Raw genomic sequence first — 17627 nt, 5'->3', positions numbered from 1 at the left:
GCTTGATTATTTTTTTTTTTCCTGTAAAGTAAAGACAACTAGAAAAAAGTCATGTTTTGGTAAATCTTCTCTAAGTATCGCAGTTTTAGTCATAATCCTTCGTTTTATTCAGATTTTAAGTTCAATTCTTTATTATTTTCGACGTTATCACTAGTCATAAAATGACTTAAAATTTTTAAATTTCAGTAGGATTGATTATGTCAAACTCAAATGTTGTTAAAGGTACTGTTAAATGGTTCAACGAAACTAAAGGTTTCGGTTTCATTCAACAAGAGTCAGGTCCAGACGTTTTTGCTCATTTCAGCGAAATCGCTAACTCTGGTTTTAAAACTCTTGCTGAAGGTCAACAAGTTGAATTCAGTATCACTCAAGGTCCAAAAGGTCCTAACGCTGTAAACATTACTGCTCTATAATTAGTAGTAAGTTAAAAAAAGCACGATATCGTGCTTTTTTTAGCTGTGCATTTTTATTTAAACTAAAATTTATACATTTTAATTATTTCGATAAAATTTTCTATTCTATTAGGTATGTTCATACTGAATCACAATGTCCATATCAAAGATCAATTAGGTCTTCAATACTATATCTAAGCCACAGTTGATGGTGATTTCGGCAATACCCAATCTTACTCTAATTTATGCTTTATCATAATTAGGGTAGAAGATATTTGCCAGATTTTGAAATGATTTTTCAATGTACTTTAAGTGGAAAATTATATAAATACATTCCCTTTTTATGAACATTCCATCTCTGTAATCATTCACTTATCCTTGAAAGTTTAAGCATATCTAACGATTTGATGTATGTGCCTAGACTTTTACATTCTGTGGAATGTGATGCTGTTCCACTTATCGCTCAGGAAAAAAGAAACCTGCATCATGCAGGTTAGTTTCGAGTTTCTTTATTGTCATATAGACCACTCTCTCCAATGGTCATCGCTACTATACATCTGCTCACTAATAATAAAAACGCAGTAAAATAGTCGAGATAAATTTTGATAATCGTTAGGCTCGAAATGATAATTCGATTTTCTACTTTTAATTTCAATTATTTAAAGTAAATTAGCTGTGATTGGCTTTCTGCACTGGTTGTGTCGAGTATGTTACTGTTGCTTATTATTTTTATCTTCTGGACAATATTTAAGTGTACTAAGTGCTGATTAGTACCTTAATTAAGCATCATATTTATGTTCTTTTGAAATTAAACATTCGATGAAGGATCTTGAAGTAATACTTAATTTATATAAATTAAGCTTGCATCACAGTTTTTGTAGATCCAACTACTTATTGTTGATTATTTTTTATACATTTTATAAGAAGGTTAAGGCTGATTTAACTTTAACTTTACATTGTTATTTTACTAAAAATAAATAACAAAAAAACCTTAATCAGCGCAAAATTAAGGTCAAGCCTTACAAAAATATCAGGCTTTTGTATTGAACAATAGCATCTTGAGAACATAACCGGATTTTAAGCTTATAGATTAGAAACTATAAAATTGAACCTTATTAGCCAAATTTTATTACGATGACAAGTAAAATGAATTTGTTAGATTAATTGGTGGGTACCAAGGAGATGAATGTAAGGAAAAAGTTAATTTTAGCAGTGTAATTGGTTGAGGCAACTTTAGAAGGTGACCATGTCACAAGAATGTTAATCGAAATTTTAGTTGGCTTTCTGATGGAAAGTGGAACTGTGAGATGTGAGGTTTATTTTCAATTTATTCAACAAACGAAAAAATATTTGATTGAGAATTCCAACGAGACCAGTGAATCTAAAGTAAAAATAATTGAAAGTATTTTTTGATCTTCATCTTGATGATTTAAAGGAGATAAAAGGATAGATATGAAAAGCGCTGAATAACATCTAAAACGATCTTTTGGGTAAACACTTAAAATGTAAGTAAATAAAAAAAATAATAACAATTGAATGTTTTTGCAGTATATTAAATCTCGTTCGATGAACAAGCATAAATTTAATAATCATTGAATTTTTAGGTACACAGTTTTAGCTATTTTTTAATTAATTTTTAAGGTGTTTTTTATGAATAAACTCGATATAAATGTAAAGGATCAATTTGGTAAGTGTTATGCAGTAGAAGCAACATTGGATGATGTTGTGGTAGATCCAAATAAAACCCATGAACGTATAAAATATATTATTGTTGAAAATGAACTTTTACGGCCTAACTTTGAAATGCTCTTTGAAAGTACTAAGAACGGAAAAATTTATAAGATACTGGAATCTATAGCTTAAATATGACCACCTGCGGGTGGTTTTTTAATTGATAAAATTTATATTTACATGCTTGGATTTATTTAAAATTATCATGATCAGTATCGTTTGAATAATCAAGTCGACTTATGCTGTGATTAAAAAGTGAAGAAAAACTTACAAATCATAGTGGTTATATTTAAAAAACCTACTTTATTAGTTTTGTATATTGAACGAAATTGGGTTTATTGATTTTGCCAGACTTGATAGCAACTTTTGCAATAACAGCAAACATGACTTTTTATTAAAAAATAAACGAGTAGTTAAGTGAATCAGTCTGAGATTTATTGATCAATCATTTATAAAATGTTTACATTATAGATATTCAAATTTTTATTTCTTAAGGATTTCATAGTTATTATCAACTATTAATCAGATCATTTTATATATTCTCATTTTTTATTTTTATTACATAGTTTAGTTAAAATGATAAATAAAGATTGATATACTGGATTTGAATTGTTGCCTGACGCTTACGTTATTCATATTCTCCTAAACATATCCTCATTTTAGTGAGTGTATTTCTTTGATACTTTGGATGTTTTTATGATATTTTGAAGTTAAGATCATGGACCAACAATAAGTGTCTTCTGAGTGGTTCGGCTTCTCATTCATAATTCTTTTAAACATATATTGAATAAAGGTTGTATTTCTCGTCTTTAAGGCGTATAAAGGTGCTTCGTTGATGCGGGATGGAGCAGTCTGGTAGCTCGTCGGGCTCATAACCCGAAGGTCGTTGGTTCAAATCCAGCTCCCGCTACCAACGAAAAAAGATTCAAAGTTTATAGCCTAGTTTGCTTCATGCTTACTAGGTTTTTTTTATGCTTTTAAATCAGTTAGCTTCATAAATTTATAATCAAAGTGCAAATAAATGCTGTGAAAAATTTTCAATTGAAGGCGCATTTCGAGGTTGCTGTATAAGTTAAAATAAAAATAATATGTAAAGCACGCTTTACATAGTGCGCTATTTGATCTAAATTTGTGTAAAGTTTACTTTACATGAGTACCGTATGAAAAAATATAGATCTCTGATTGAGTTTAGCGCATCAATACTGCTTTATATTGTTGTGCTTATCTGTACATTGAATTATTTAAAGAATGATAATATCCGTTATTCAACACAAATTTTTGTGACATTATTGCCTATAATTCCCTGTATTTTGGTGGGCTGGAGTGTGCTCAGGCAATTAGCGCGCCTAGATGAAATGCAACAACACATCCAATTACAAGCTTTTGCGCTTGCATTTGTGGGTACCGCACTCATCACATTTAGCTATGGATTTCTTGAAAATATTGGCTTTCCACATCTTTCTATGTTTTTGGTATGGCCTTTAATGGCAACGCTGTGGGGTGTTGGTATTGCAATTGGGAGTTGGCGTTATCGATGAAAAATATCTTATCTGAATTGAGAACGCAGCAAGGTTGGTCTCAGCAACAATTAGCAGAATATTTGGGAGTTTCTCGCCAGACAATTAATGCAATTGAAAAAGAGCGCTATGATCCTAGCTTACCTTTGGCCTTTAAAATATCTAAATTATTTAATTCACCCATAGACGTAATTTTTAAAGATGAATAGAATTTTATAGATGGGTTAAGCTTGGCCTGGGCAGAAATTTTTGACCACTAAAAATAGTATATTTAAAGCATTATATTCTTAGCCGTTAATAAATTTAGCTCAAGTATTCAACACTTTTCATGGAATTTGATCTGTAAAATGGGTAAACGAAGCCTGACGTGAGAGGAAACTTACAAAACTTCGTGCTAGACCGTAAATTGTTAATGAAAGCCCACATTGAGAGGGCTTTTGTTTGAAGTCTTTATGTAAATTAATACTTATAAAAGGCATTTATCTTTTGCTTAAAGTTAATTTATTCCTAAAAACTGGAATGGTTTTGAGCTTTTAAAATAAGAGTTTGATTTTCCAGAATAGGTTATTGCTTGGTCTTTACCTAAAGCCAGTTTTTTGGTTTGCCCATCTTTGAAGTTAATCTCTTTTAAGTCTACCCAAAAAATATTTGGTGATACAGCAGATTCAAAAAAGTAAAGATTTCTCTTATGGTCAGCGACAGTACGCCAACGCGTAGAAGAAATATTTGGTTCTTCTGCGGTATTTAATCCAAATGGAACAGAGACATTTCTGATCACACCAAACACACTTGCGATAGAATGTTCTGATGACGCTTTTTTAGGTATTGCATTGATATAAAATGAAGCTCTTGCAAAGCGATCTGAAGCACGATTGGTTCCGGGTAACATGATTGTTCCGCCAATTTGCTGCCAATAGCTATTGAGCGCTAATTGTTGATCAAAGGTTGGGGAATTGGTCATTACTTGATATTTACGGCTATGATGAATCACTTGTTTACCGCCAATATACTCAATAATTGCACTATCACCCGTTGCATCCGATATAGAAAGATGTAGAGTCGTTAAACGTGTATCACCTGGCACAGTATCTGTAACAACTATAAAAGGTTCCTTTTCTAAAGCATGTACTGCTTCGTCTACAGTTGCATAGTTGTCTAAGACATATTGAGCCCATAGAGAAATACTCAGAGGTGGTTTGCTATTCTTCTTAGTATCTGGATAATCAGATTCTACTAACCAAAGTAAGTTAGCCACTAAACCTTTTTCATTCATGCCATCTGTTGTGGCAACATCATAACCTGTTGCAACGACGCTACCATATTTAGCCGTCCATTGAATAGAATTCGGACCAGCTAAGCCTGTACGTTTGACATTACTTGGTAAAATCCATAAATCTGTCCCTACGTCTTGTTTCCAATCCATAGAACGTGCTGTAATCACTTCATTGTCACCTAAATATACGACACGTGTACAAGCAGTGGTAACTTCTGCTGCGACGAGAATTCCCGCGGCAAGTAATATCTTTTTCAAAGCATTATTCATCATCATTTCCTCTTAAAAAACGGTAAATTAATGTCCAAGACAGGGGCTTGTTGTCGAATATCCCAATGGAAGTTATTGCATTTATAATTTTGTTCAAAATAACTGTAGTCAGTTGTTAAATTTAGATTTCGATTCAAAAATAGAAATTCGATATCCTGTATATACATAGGCAGAAATCGTTTTTCTCCCCTCAAGGTCATTTTTGAAGCTAAATTCCAAGGTGAATCAAAATTGTATTTAAAGTGAGAACCTCTAAAAAACCATTCCATACGCTACCTATGTCTGTAGATTGATTTAAAGTACTAACTTTTGCTTTGGGTTTGGTGCAATGCATTCCAATTTTAGGTTCTATAATCGGCTTTGGTAGATTTTTGAAGCTAAAGGCAGGTGATATGTGTGCTCGATAGTAAGTTCCAGAACTGACCTGATCTAATTGATTATTTATAGAGATCGGTAAGTATCTTGGTTGTTTTTCTTGAGACGGTTTTATAATTTGTTGGTTAGCATAAATCCCCCATTTTCCCTTAATTAGTTCGGCATGTGCCATAAATGAATGGTCTAGCTCTTTTACTATTTCTTTGAAATGTTGATCAATATTATATTTAATTTCCTCTTTTTTGATTGGCTCATCCACATCTGCGGCAAAGGTGTATAAGTTAAGATTTGACTTTACATGACTATCAAAGGAGTCTATGAAGCTTTCAGCATAGACTATTTTATTTAAAATAATACCAAATATCATATATAAATAATTATTAAATATCATTTAATTTCAAAATTTTTATATCATAATGTTGATGAAATTATTTTATTTAAGATTTTCTACATTAATTTATTAAAAGTATTAATTATTGTATTTATGTTATGGTCATCTATGCATATAATGAAATATAAATTTAGTGGCTAATACTAAAAATATTAAGTTTATCTTAGAATTCAGATTTTTAAATAAGTAATGGATTCTACATCTGTTTCTAAAGTATTTATTTTAGGGGCACATTTTTAATGGACATTGTCTAAACAATATTTATGAATTTTTATTGTAAAAATAAATATAAACCAATGATATTAATTTTTAAATATACCTTGATACATGTCGCTACTATCTATTCAGTTCATAAAGGTGCATGTTAAATGTACCATTAATATGAATGGTAAAAAAGAGATATCACTATGTCAAAATTTAACAAGCAAGTGAGTAGCAATCAGGGTAAACAACCTGATGCTAATGGTCATCAATCTCAAGCGCCACAGCAACAGTCAAATAAGGATCAGAATAAGCAACCTGACGCTAATCATGCTAATTCACTTCAACTACAGCAAAAGAAAGTTGAAGAAAGATGAGTGCAAAAAAAATAGCACTAGGTGTTTCAATGCGTGAAGAATAAATTGTAAGGATGAAACTTCTTTCAATTTATTAAGGAGTTAAAGTAATGATTAAGAAAGTAACGGTACATAAAATGTATGCAGAATTTCAACAGTTTCCAGTTATACAATATATAGGTGAATATGATGAGTCATTTAATTTAGTTAGGCTATTCAATTCTTTCAATCAGGAATTAATCAGAATATTTGGAACCTATCAGTGGACTTTAATTGGCACTGATGAGGTGTTTTTTGTAGAAGAAGATCCAGCCTTTCAACAGAGAACACTCTAATCATATTTCGTGATATATAGTGAATATAAATGTTAGACTTGCTATATTTGTTGAAGGGAAGTATTTTTTATAAAAAGAGAATTTTCAGTTTTATGTTCAATAGGCGGAGTATGATCAGCTGTTTAAAAACTAGCAATTATTAAGTTTTATGATGTCTAGCCCAATTTTATTTTGTCTAGGATCAATGAATATCTTTTCTTGTTTATTATCTAATAAGATAATTAAAAAATAGGCTTACTGTGGCGTCACTTATTTAGAGTTGAGTGTATAAATTTTTTAATCTGGTTATATAGGTCTATTGAGGCTCTTTACAAATATGAAAAATCAAGATGTACGTCATTTTAAGACGCGATGAGATTGAATAAAAACTGAATTAGTATTGTAATGTGTTCTCATTATTTTCAGAATCAAAGACTATGGCTAAAAAGCAAATAATTACATTTGATGATTTTACGCGTGAACAATTAATCTATTCGTTGAAAAAGTATGTATTAAAGGAACTAGACTTGGATCTAGGAAATTTTCCAGCGCAGTTTTTGTTTGATTTCATCGTAGAAGAATTTGGTCATCACTTTTACAATCAAGCACTCAATGATACCCATGAATGGTTGGCAGAAAGATTTGCTCATCTCAATGAAGACCTATTTTTATTATCTAAAGAAAAGGCAATAAAGTAAAATACGTAAGGTCTTAAAAATCATACTTTGAAAGCTTAGTGTTATAAGACAGGGTAAAGTGAGTGTTTAATGACAATTCATACTGAGAATTTTTTAGAACGCTTAAAGTAGAGAATTGCTGACCAGTGAGCATGGACTAAAACGGCCACACTTTTTAAACAAGTAAGTACGTCATTGCTTACTATTACTTTAGTTCAAGCACGCTTCATTTTTTTCAAATTGAGGAGCTATAGTTGAAACTAAGCAAGATGAGAATTTCGAATATTTATCCAGTTATTTTGCTTAACTCAGTAAGATGACCACGCAGAAGACTTTTTTGAATCATACTTACTCGACTTTTACGACAGGCATTTTATATAGACGATACCTGATAAAATGTTCATTGCTTAGGGTGACTTCACCATCCAATTTAAATCCAAGTGAGTAGATCCCTTTTAAATTTTTCCGTGTTGGCGGTAATAAAATTGTGATTGATTCAAAACCCATTTCGTTAAATGCTTTATTTATTATTTTATCAAAAATTTGTTTGCCAATTCCCCAATAATTAGGATGCAAAACTAAAGCTAAGTCAGCATCTCCATGCTCATATTGTAATCCTCCCCAACCTGCAAATTTGCCATCAACAATAAATGCCCATGGGCCATAGCCGTATTGTGTCCACTGATTTTCTTTATCATTGACCCACGCAATACATTGATCTTCATTAAAAATAGTCCCTTTGGCTAAGGGCATTTGTTTGAGGACGCGATCATTTGTGTTTAATTCAATAATCTCGGTCTTACTGACATTACTTAAATGGTCAAACTTGATCTCCACTATGATCCTCCTTAAATACCAATTGTTTGGATTCCTTCGATTGATTTTATAGTTTAATGCTAGATGGGGCGTATTTTAAATAATACAAAGCATAATGCATTAAGGGCTAATATTTTACTGATTAAAGTCAATTTTCTAAATGATTTGTGCTATGGTTTCTCTAATTTTACTTTAATTGCATGATTGATTCGTTCAAAATTCGGCTTGGTTTTAGTCTATAAGTTCTTTAAGAAAGGTTTTAACAAAACTCCACTTAAGGCTTCACTATGAATTGACCTTGTTTGATTCGTGCTTATTTGTTGTAATCTAAATTTATGTTCTACATTAAATACTCCTTTAACGACTACATTTCAACACCAGCTGACCTCTGTGTTTTCTTGTTTTTCTAACACAATCATATTGAAAGACATTTTGTTTATTGCATTATTTTGTATGCTTAGCTTGATCTTGCCAGCTTTTTGAAACGCTCCAGACACGTTTAGGATAAATGGATTCCAATTCTTATAATCTTCAAAATTTGTAAGAGTTTTCCAAAAAATATCAATGGGTGCATGGATCAAAACTTCGGTTGTTATTTCAAATTTCATGTTAGCTTTTTCAACTGGTTTTTATTTTAATCACCCTACACTTGTTTCATCTTTTTAATATCGCTAAAATCAACGCTACTCAATTGATAGCTAAAACTAGTCAGTAAAATAATAATTATTGGAATATTTTGAGTTTTTTGTATTGGATATTTAGTTCTTTCCATTCTTTTATACTTGAAAAGTATTCACCTTAAATTATCAACTCAATATTTGAATCAAGAGAAAAAATAATTTAAACAATATCTTAGTTTAAAAAATTATAAATTTAGTTCAGTCATTTGAAGAAAATTGAACAATAAAAACTATAAAATTAATGTGATTTATGTCATGGTATTTAAATTTAATTTGAAATTTTATGCATTTTTGTATAATCTGTATCTGTGTTTTACGGCTTTATACAGGTAATTGTGATGATTTTTTATGATGGGGAGCATATTTTTCCTGAGCGTGCCAATGAATTTAAAAAATTTTTAAAAAAGTATTTGATTGAACATCAAGCTGAATATTTATTAGAACAAAAAACATTTGTATATGACAGTGATTGTGATGAGTTTTTTGAGTCAGATATTCAGGAATTTTATAAAATTTGGTTAATGGCTTAATAAAAAATGAGCTAATATTCAAGGCTTAAAAGCATTCAAAAGCCTGATAGGGTTTTGGGTAAGTAAACTCTGCTGTTCTATTGATTTTCCTTTATAGCCAAAAGCATTGTCAAAAATTAATAGTTGCTTTGACCTTAATAACTTTTTAAATAAATCAACAAGCCCTCTTGTAAATAACATCCTTTCTTGTAAATTATAAAAAACTACGGTTGATAGAAAATTGTAGAGCTTTTTGTTCTTAATTCTTTTTACAATTAAATACTGTGTATAGTCCATATTTTAAGAATTTTATTCTTAATGTTAGGATAATGCTCATCTTAAGGTATGTCTAATATATTGGTGAAAAATAATATAATAAATATATTGATAAGTGGTGTATATATGGAAATATATTGTCTATGGAACATTGATTTTTTATTTTATTTAATTTTCAAATCATTGTATTTGAAGGGTTTTATTTTTTTTAAATTATGGTGTTTTAAATTGATCTATAAATAAGTATTTTATTTATATTTCTATTCATTGTTTTTATTGAATATAAATTCATATTAATAAATTTTTGTGTTGAGTTAAATATTTCACTTGTGAAGTAATATAGAGATAATTATTTGTTTATATTAAAAAAAGTTACAAATTATTATAATAAAATAATATTTTATTATAATTTTGTGGTATTTTTTAAACATGAGGGTGCTTTAGAAGTGGCTCATATTATCTCTTTTTAATAAAAGGCACATATAAATGGCTAAAATTGACTTAACAGCTTTAACAGAAATTGACGGATTCACAGCAGCAGCGCTTGTAGATAGTACAAGTGGTTTATCTTTAGCAGCACATGGAACAGGAATTGATTTGGAACTTGCCGCTGCTGGAAATACTGAAGTTTTAAGAGCTAAAATGAAAACAGCAGAAGCTTTAAATTTACGCGACACGATTGATGATATTTTAATTACATTAGGAAAGCAGTATCACTTATTGAGACCACTTGATAGAAACAGTAGTCTATTTTTATATTTAGTATTAGATCGCCAAAAATCTAATTTAGCTATGGCGCGGCATGAACTTAGAATTTTTGAAAAAGAATTAGATTTCGCTTAAAATATAGACTTGGCTATTGCTTCAATATTGTCGTGATAGCCTTGTGACGATATTTAAATTGAAAAATTGATAATAATTAATAGTAAAAGTATTGTTTAAATATTAAAGTTTTATTAAAAAATGAAAATTAATTAGTCTCAATGTTTTTTTAAAGTATTTTGATGAGTTGAGAGGCTATTTTAATTCTCAAGTTTTTAGAAAATAAAAATATCATTTACAAATATAAAAAAATATCTTTAACCATAAAGTTGCAGCTAGAATGAGCAACGTCATGTTTGATAAATTTTGATCACGTATGATCAAGAACATCCTCGATTATAAGGCTTTAATCATATTTGTTATGCTCATTGCATTAGGACTTAGCATTTTAATCAGATTACTCAGAAAAGCTGAATTTCCTTTTCAAAGAATGATCACATTGAAAGGGAAGGTTTTGGTATTCAGATAACTGAAAATTTAAAGTACACACAGTCTAGACAGTATCCCATATGTTGAAAAAGTTAATTGAATTATAGCACCAGCAGGGAAGCTTAGAAAAAGTGTGTAGATCACGTGGAGGGGGAAGTCATTGTAAAAATCCTATAGCTGTTAAGTATAAGAATCCATATACGAAATCTGCTATAAATAGATGCTTTTAATGATTTATGAGAGAGAATATTATCGATAAAATATCAACAGAATAGACGATTTAGTAGGTCAAATTTATAAGACCCTTTTTAACGAAATATTGTAATTTAGATTTTTCATGTTTGAACGCGCAATAGATATAATCAATCAAACTTTCCTATTATCTACTCATAAAAAAAATATTCAATTTAATAATTGCTGTCATATCGTTCAATAATGTTGCTACATCTTGCAGATCTAAATGCATCTGACTATATTAAAACTACAGTAGGTCGCTAAGACGCTACGAAGTAGTTGGACAGATCAATGACGGCTTATTGAATTTGTGACTCCAGTTCAAATAAAAAATAAGCACTAGCTTTCCAACATAAAAAGCTCGCAGAAATGCGGGCTTTTCTTTTTGAAATGTCATGAAATAATTGAATTTGGTTGTATTTACACAAAGTATTTAAAGTAATTTATTGATTTATAAATATAAAAAACTATAATGTAGCTATTTTTTAACATTGCCATAAAATCTAACAACTTCAAAATAATTATTGCGTGATGTCATGGTATAAGAAAACAGTATATAAAAAAGAGGACACAAAAATGACTGAAATGATTACAGTAAGGGTCAAGGATCAATATAGCAATGAGCTGAATGCAATGGCTTGGTTAAACAAGCTACAAGAGCATGAAGACACAGAAAATTTATCTTTGTTCCAAAAAATTGATCACATCATTGTGGATGGTGAAAAAATACTACCCAGTATTGAATTGCTTTTTGAAAGCAAGGAAAGTGACAGCATATATCGTATTATTGAACAAGTGAGTTAATTTTGACCATGAATTAAAAAACGTGTTAGCTGGAAGCTTAACACGTTTTTATTTGTCATCGTTTTTAATAGTCGGATAAAATTAATTAAGCAGTTTTAAAATGATTAAGTACCACAGCAACAAGGTGATACAAAGCCAAACGATTTTGGTTGGCATGTTGAATTGCATTTTTTTCAATTTTTAACTTATCTTTAAGCGTCCCAAGATAATAGCTTTCGACCAATATATGTTGAGAAGAAATAGGATCATTTTTGATGCGTAGATCTTTTTGATATTTAATATTGGATACAGCCGTTAAACATTGTTCAAAAGTTGGATAAAAATTTGAAAGTTCTAAAGCTGTTTGATTTGTCGATTTTGTAAGATATTGCGTCATAATTGTCTAATTATTTTAAATAATAGGTTGGCTTTTGATTCTACAGAATGCTTGTAAAACAGACAATTTGATTTTGTAAATAGATATGAATCTTTGGAAGTTGTTTAAAATCATAACAAAAAAATTTCTAGTTGAGCTGATTTGAAATAATATCCCCATGCTTACTAAACTGAGCATACTCTTTAATTTATTAAAATTTGTCATTGTCTCTAGCTTATTTTGGGTATCATTAGCGCAATATAAAAAACCAAATACCAAACTGGATAAAAGACTTAGAATGACGCTAAAAGCACTAAATTTGTCATTCTAAGGGGTAAAATTGAAATCAATATTTATGATTGCTTTAAGATGATTGTAGGTGTTGTAAGGAATAATTGATCTGTTGCATAGTTAGGTTTAATTCATGTGGCGAAATTCGACTTTCTTGAAGCGCGGTAATCCATTGCATTTGGCAAAATTTAATATCTCGAATGGATTTGGCCTGTTGTATTTGTATTACCAACTGTTTTGTCATCAGTCCACAATGAGTTTGTAGAAGGGTAGACATTTTTTGCTTGATGTCATCAAAATTTATATAAATGAGCTCAGATGTAGATTCAACATGTGTTTCTTCTTCAGATATTACTGTGTTGGTAGCATGCGTAGTGGTATGTGAATCTGCTGATTTTGTATTTTCATTCAGATTTTGAGTGATAATACTTTTTAATTTATCAACTTCTTTTGGGAAAGGTAGGGGAGTAAGGTTAGTGCATTGATTTAAATGATGTAAGTTTTCTATCTTGAATGATTCAGGCGTTATTTTTGTCTTCATTTCAGATGAATGATCAGCATGATTCTGAAAAATTAAACCTAACTCTTCAAGTTGCTGAATAAGTTCTGGTGTTGCGAGTCTTTGTTTGAGTGGACTCTTTAAAATTTTAAAATCATCAGTGCCAATCAGAAGTAGTAACTGTCTTTGGCGAGCAGTGAGTTGAAATGAGCGGTTTTTTAATGCCTGAATTCCCAAGTCAGTTTTAAAATAGTGATCCATGAGTCAAATTATTCCCCAATAAATTGACCCTAGAATAAAGAATGAAAATTACACTAATATGACTTTCTTGTTACAAATCACAAGCTTAAAGTGTGACTATGTTTGCATTCTCTAAAGCCTTGCGTAAATATGGATCAAGCTCATCTTGACGAAGTAACCATTGTACATAGTCTTTAGGTAATTCTGAAATAGCGGTACCACGGTGCTTTCCAAAGTTAATACTACGTGGGATACGTGCATCTTCTGAAGCTTCATATAATTCTTCAATTGTTTGAATTTTCAATTGATAAATAATATGCATAAGGATGTTTGCAGTTAAAATAATATCTGCATCAGCACGATGCGCACCTTTTAACATTTCACGTGCTTTTTCGCTGCCTTTACTTATCATATAGATCAGTGCTGATATATTGTGTGCTTCAGCATCAGGCCAAACAAGACGAGCAAGCGCAAGTGTACAAATGGCTTTGATATGAGCTGTATCTACGCCACATTGTTGGATTGCGCGAATATCATAGTCAATATTGTGCCCAATGATGTAAAGGGTTTGTTGAGGAAGTTCAAAACAGGAAAAATTTGGTTGATTCGTAAGATCTGATTCTAATATATGATGAACAGCCATTGAGCCGAAAGAAATCTTTTCATTTCCAATACTGTAAAGCTGATCGAACATTTGTTCACGATCTAGACTCAATTTCCCTTCTTGAATTTGAATCGGCGCATAAGCAATTTCAATGGGTAAGCCATTGAGTGTATGAGTCTCAGTATCTAAAATGATTGCTTGCATGCCTTTGTTCCTCAACCAATATATAAATGGAAAGCTTCCTTAAACTAGCTTTTTTAGGCCCTAAATACAATTTAAAGTCATATAAATTCGAGATCAACATTGGATTTTGCTTAAATCCTATTCAATTATGGTTTTTAAATACATGCAGTCGGAAAAATATTCAAATTTAATTGTCTTAAATGCATTAGGCTTCTTTGATAAAGCTTTTTTAAAACTATAAATCAATATAAAAATCCCCTCATCCTAGCTTTCTCTTAAAATGAGAAGAAATTTTCAATACCAAAAGTCTTCACCCAACATGATCATTTTTTTATCTATCAAGGGGGGCTATGGGAATAAGGTGAAAAATACAAATAATTAGGGGGAAATCAAAGTTGTATTCTATTTTATGTTTTAGTTTTTGTGTGTCATGTAACACTTCCCAACTGTAGTATTTACATTAATTGATAAGAAAGTTGTTTGGCTTTATTTAAGTGCTGAAGAGCTACAGGTCTTTATGATATTTAATCAATGTTTAAAATCGGGATTAAAAAACTTGCTTAACATATTTTTTTGACGTATTGATAAAATAATTATACGCTTAAGCTCGTATAAATTAATTTTAAAAAATTGTGTTTTAAGGATAACTCACATGAAAAAAAAATTATTAACGGTTTTAATTTTAAGTTCTGGACTGGTTTTAACAGCATGTAAGAATGGTGGTAGTGGGGGAGGTTCATATGAATCGCCGTCAAATACTGATGTAAATAACATTACAAATCCTGTTGTTGGCACACCTACAGCATATAGCAAGACTGATTTTACTGCTGTTGCTGCAGATAGTGTGGTGATGACGTATAAGATGAAGGGAGTGAAGGGCACAGAAGTACAAGCAACGTCATTGGTATTTACTCCTAAAACTGCGCCACCAGCTTCAGGTTGGCCAATTGTGGTTTGGGCGCATGGTACAACAGGTGTCGCTGATATATGTGCGCCAAGCCGTAATGAGACAAATGTTTATATTAAAGGAATGATTTCTAAATTCCTTGCGGAAGGCTATGTGGTTGTTGCACCAGACTATGAAGGTTTAGGCGAGCCGAGTGGAACTGAACTCCATCCATTCTTAAATGTAAAAAGTGAAGCTTATTCAATTACAGATGCTGTGGTTGCAACCCGTAATTGGTTAGGTAACAAAGCATCGAAACAATGGGTGACTGTTGGACACTCGCAAGGTGGTCAAGCTGCTTTGGGGGCTGCACAATACGCAGATCGTGCAAGCTTAGATTATAAAGGTACGGTTGCTGTCGCACCTGCGTCACAACTGAATTTGATCCTAAATGCTGGAGAATCTAGCGTGGCAAATGCAACGCCTGATAAACAGATTCCAGTTTATGCATCTTTAGATACGTTTACCGCTCTGATCGCGGCAGGCTTACGTAATGCAAACCCAACTTTAGACTATAGCCAAGTCTTTAAAGTGCCGACTGATGCGATTGCTAAACAAGCAGAATCTGTTTGTTCTTCTCAACTAGGCGATAAGTTCGGGGGAGCAATGGGACAGTATGTTGCAATCAATGGATCATTGAAAAATTATCCAAGAAAAACAGATACATTTATGTCCCTACCTGTGGTTCAAACTTTCTTGAATAAAGATTCTCAACCTTTACAAGTTCAAGTCAAAACGCCTGTAATTATCTACCAAGGTGGAGCCGATACCACTGTACCTCAAGCGGCAACAGATACCTTATATGGTACAGCTAAAGCACTGGCAACACCTGTGAATTATATTACCAATCCTGCTTGGGATCATAGTACAGCTTATGCCTTAAATATCGATAATATTGTGGCTGATGTAAAAGGAATGTTTGCAGCACAATAACTATTTTAAATTGTAGGTTTTAGCAAATGGCTTATGTTTTCAACATGAGCCATTTTTATTTAAAACGGAGTAAACTTCATTCTGTTTAATTACAAACTTCATGCTACAATACGCGCAATCTTAGCACGGCTTAAAAGCCCTAATTCATAGGACCTCGCTAATGTTCGCCAATATCTCTATTTCTGAATTTGATCCAGAAATTGCTCAAGCAATCACTCAAGAAGATGCCCGTCAAGAAGCTCATATTGAGTTAATCGCATCTGAAAACTATTGCTCACCAGCTGTTATGGAAGCACAAGGGTCAAAACTCACTAACAAATATGCGGAAGGTTATCCTGGCAAGCGCTATTATGGCGGTTGTGAATATGTTGATGTGATCGAACAATTGGCGATCGATCGTGCTAAAGCATTATTTGGTGCTGACTATGCAAATGTTCAGCCACACGCAGGTTCTCAAGCAAACTCAGCAGTTTATCTTGCTTTACTCAACCCAGGTGATACTGTTTTAGGTATGAGCTTGGCACATGGTGGTCATTTGACCCATGGTGCTAAAGTCAACTTCTCTGGTAAATCATATAATGCTGTTCAATATGGTTTAAATACAGAAACTGGTGAAATTGATTACGAAGAAGTTGAACGTTTAGCAGTAGAGCATAAACCTCGTATGATTGTTGCGGGTTTCTCTGCATATAGCCAAATTATAGATTGGCAACGTTTCCGCGAAATTGCGGATAAAGTTGGTGCATATTTATTTGTAGATATGGCTCACGTTGCTGGTCTAGTTGCAGCAGGTGTGTATCCAAGCCCAGTGCAAATTGCTGATGTAACAACGACAACTACGCATAAAACTTTGCGCGGCCCTCGTTCTGGTTTAATCCTTGCAAAAGCAAACGAAGAAATTGAGAAAAAACTTCAATCTGCTGTATTCCCTGGTAACCAAGGTGGTCCATTGGTTCATGCTATAGCAGCAAAAGCAATTTGCTTTAAAGAAGCAATGATGCCTGAATACAAAGAATATCAAAAACAAGTGGTTGTAAATGCTAAAGCAATGGCTGAAGTATTGATTTCACGTGGTTATGATGTTGTATCTGGTGGTACAGAAAACCATTTATTCTTGTTGTCTTTAATTAAGCAAGATGTGACAGGTAAAGATGCTGATGCTTGGTTAGGCGCTGCTCATATTACTGTAAACAAAAATGCTGTACCAAATGATCCACGTTCTCCATTTGTTACTTCAGGTATCCGTATCGGTACGCCAGCAGTAACAACACGTGGTTTTGGTGAAGCGGAAGTTCGCGACTTGGCGGGTTGGATTGCGGATATCCTCGATGCAAAAGGTGATGAAGCTGTGATCAATGCGGTTAAAGCAAAAGTTGAAACGGTTTGTGCAAAATTCCCCGTTTATGCTAAATAAGCATTAACTTGAGAAGGCCTCCTCTCAAGGGGGCTTTTTTTATGGTTGTTCAATAAGCTTAAACATCGAAGTAAATATCTGTTATAAAAGAAGTA

19 protein-coding genes and 1 tRNA gene are annotated in these 17627 nt (G+C 32.0%); 13 read left to right on the top strand and 7 right to left on the bottom strand.

What is annotated here, in order from left to right:
• The first annotated feature begins 197 nt into the window (after positions 1-197).
• The 5 genes from AC2G3J_RS13595 to AC2G3J_RS13575 all read left to right on the top strand — a co-directional run bounded on the left by AC2G3J_RS13595 (position 198) and on the right by AC2G3J_RS13575 (position 3849).
• The gene (locus AC2G3J_RS13595) at positions 198-413 is read left to right on the top strand and encodes a cold-shock protein (protein ID WP_336953883.1); all 216 of its coding nucleotides are present in this window, start codon (positions 198-200) and stop codon (positions 411-413) included.
• A 1629-nt stretch (positions 414-2042) separates the two neighbouring features.
• A complete protein-coding gene (locus AC2G3J_RS13590; RefSeq protein ID WP_419820681.1) occupies positions 2043-2255 on the top strand; it encodes a hypothetical protein in 213 nt (70 codons plus the stop codon).
• Positions 2256-2959: 704 nt separating this feature from the next.
• Positions 2960-3036, top strand: a tRNA-Met gene (locus AC2G3J_RS13585).
• Positions 3037-3283: 247 nt separating this feature from the next.
• Complete coding sequence (locus AC2G3J_RS13580) at positions 3284-3661, top strand: hypothetical protein (RefSeq protein ID WP_336953881.1); 378 nt, start codon at positions 3284-3286, stop codon at positions 3659-3661.
• Positions 3658-3849, top strand: coding sequence for a type II toxin-antitoxin system RelB family anti-toxin (locus AC2G3J_RS13575; protein WP_336953880.1), 192 nt, complete (start codon positions 3658-3660; stop codon positions 3847-3849). Before AC2G3J_RS13580 ends, AC2G3J_RS13575 begins: the two co-directional genes overlap by 4 nt.
• Positions 3850-4136: 287 nt before the next feature.
• On the opposite strand, the gene AC2G3J_RS13570 is transcribed toward AC2G3J_RS13575, so the two are convergent.
• Positions 4137-5183, bottom strand: coding sequence for a linear amide C-N hydrolase (locus tag AC2G3J_RS13570; protein ID WP_336953879.1), 1047 nt, complete (start codon positions 5181-5183; stop codon positions 4137-4139).
• A 208-nt stretch (positions 5184-5391) separates the two neighbouring features.
• Entirely contained in the window at positions 5392-5949 is a 558-nt protein-coding gene (locus tag AC2G3J_RS13565; RefSeq protein WP_483770127.1) for a hypothetical protein, read from the bottom strand.
• A gap of 407 nt (positions 5950-6356) precedes the next feature.
• Between AC2G3J_RS13565 and AC2G3J_RS13560 the strand changes: the two genes are divergently transcribed.
• From AC2G3J_RS13560 to AC2G3J_RS13550, 3 genes are all read left to right on the top strand, one after another.
• The gene (locus AC2G3J_RS13560) at positions 6357-6527 is read left to right on the top strand and encodes a hypothetical protein (protein WP_336953877.1); all 171 of its coding nucleotides are present in this window, start codon (positions 6357-6359) and stop codon (positions 6525-6527) included.
• A gap of 89 nt (positions 6528-6616) precedes the next feature.
• Entirely contained in the window at positions 6617-6841 is a 225-nt protein-coding gene (locus AC2G3J_RS13555) for a hypothetical protein (protein WP_336953876.1), read from the top strand.
• A gap of 416 nt (positions 6842-7257) precedes the next feature.
• Positions 7258-7518 carry a DUF2164 domain-containing protein gene (locus AC2G3J_RS13550; RefSeq protein ID WP_336953875.1) on the top strand — a complete coding sequence of 87 codons (261 nt, stop codon included), beginning with the start codon at positions 7258-7260 and terminating at the stop codon, positions 7516-7518.
• A gap of 327 nt (positions 7519-7845) precedes the next feature.
• Here AC2G3J_RS13550 and AC2G3J_RS13545 read toward each other — a convergent pair whose 3' ends face one another.
• Positions 7846-8334, bottom strand: a complete 489-nt coding sequence (locus AC2G3J_RS13545) for a GNAT family N-acetyltransferase (RefSeq protein WP_419328632.1) — start codon at positions 8332-8334, stop codon at positions 7846-7848.
• 350 nt (positions 8335-8684) lie between these two features.
• Positions 8685-8921: a hypothetical protein gene (locus AC2G3J_RS13540; RefSeq protein ID WP_336953873.1), complete on the bottom strand. Its 237-nt coding sequence runs from the start codon at positions 8919-8921 to the stop codon at positions 8685-8687.
• 410 nt (positions 8922-9331) lie between these two features.
• Between AC2G3J_RS13540 and AC2G3J_RS13535 the strand changes: the two genes are divergently transcribed.
• From AC2G3J_RS13535 to AC2G3J_RS13525, 3 genes are all read left to right on the top strand, one after another.
• Positions 9332-9523 carry a hypothetical protein gene (locus tag AC2G3J_RS13535; protein WP_483770126.1) on the top strand — a complete coding sequence of 64 codons (192 nt, stop codon included), beginning with the start codon at positions 9332-9334 and terminating at the stop codon, positions 9521-9523.
• Between the two features lie 741 nt (positions 9524-10264).
• Positions 10265-10621 carry a roadblock/LC7 domain-containing protein gene (locus AC2G3J_RS13530; RefSeq protein WP_336953871.1) on the top strand — a complete coding sequence of 119 codons (357 nt, stop codon included), beginning with the start codon at positions 10265-10267 and terminating at the stop codon, positions 10619-10621.
• Positions 10622-11839: 1218 nt separating this feature from the next.
• A complete protein-coding gene (locus AC2G3J_RS13525; protein WP_336953870.1) occupies positions 11840-12067 on the top strand; it encodes a hypothetical protein in 228 nt (75 codons plus the stop codon).
• Between the two features lie 85 nt (positions 12068-12152).
• On the opposite strand, the gene AC2G3J_RS13520 is transcribed toward AC2G3J_RS13525, so the two are convergent.
• The 3 genes from AC2G3J_RS13520 to AC2G3J_RS13510 form a co-directional block, all read right to left on the bottom strand.
• Positions 12153-12443: a hypothetical protein gene (locus AC2G3J_RS13520; RefSeq protein WP_336953869.1), complete on the bottom strand. Its 291-nt coding sequence runs from the start codon at positions 12441-12443 to the stop codon at positions 12153-12155.
• Between the two features lie 343 nt (positions 12444-12786).
• The gene (locus AC2G3J_RS13515; RefSeq protein WP_483770125.1) at positions 12787-13473 is read right to left on the bottom strand and encodes a hypothetical protein; all 687 of its coding nucleotides are present in this window, start codon (positions 13471-13473) and stop codon (positions 12787-12789) included.
• Positions 13474-13558: 85 nt separating this feature from the next.
• Positions 13559-14260 (bottom strand): 3'-5' exonuclease, encoded by a 702-nt coding sequence (locus AC2G3J_RS13510; protein WP_336953867.1) that lies wholly within the window; start codon positions 14258-14260, stop codon positions 13559-13561.
• A 631-nt stretch (positions 14261-14891) separates the two neighbouring features.
• Here AC2G3J_RS13510 and AC2G3J_RS13505 point away from each other — a divergent pair.
• Both AC2G3J_RS13505 and glyA read left to right on the top strand, forming a co-directional pair.
• Positions 14892-16118 (top strand): alpha/beta hydrolase family protein, encoded by a 1227-nt coding sequence (locus tag AC2G3J_RS13505; protein ID WP_419328635.1) that lies wholly within the window; start codon positions 14892-14894, stop codon positions 16116-16118.
• 160 nt (positions 16119-16278) lie between these two features.
• A complete protein-coding gene (gene glyA / locus AC2G3J_RS13500; protein WP_483770124.1) occupies positions 16279-17532 on the top strand; it encodes a serine hydroxymethyltransferase in 1254 nt (417 codons plus the stop codon).
• Positions 17533-17627: the final 95 nt, after the last annotated feature.

Source organism: Acinetobacter legionensis (assembly GCF_057165765.1).
This window is presented reverse-complemented; position numbering and strand designations above follow the sequence as displayed.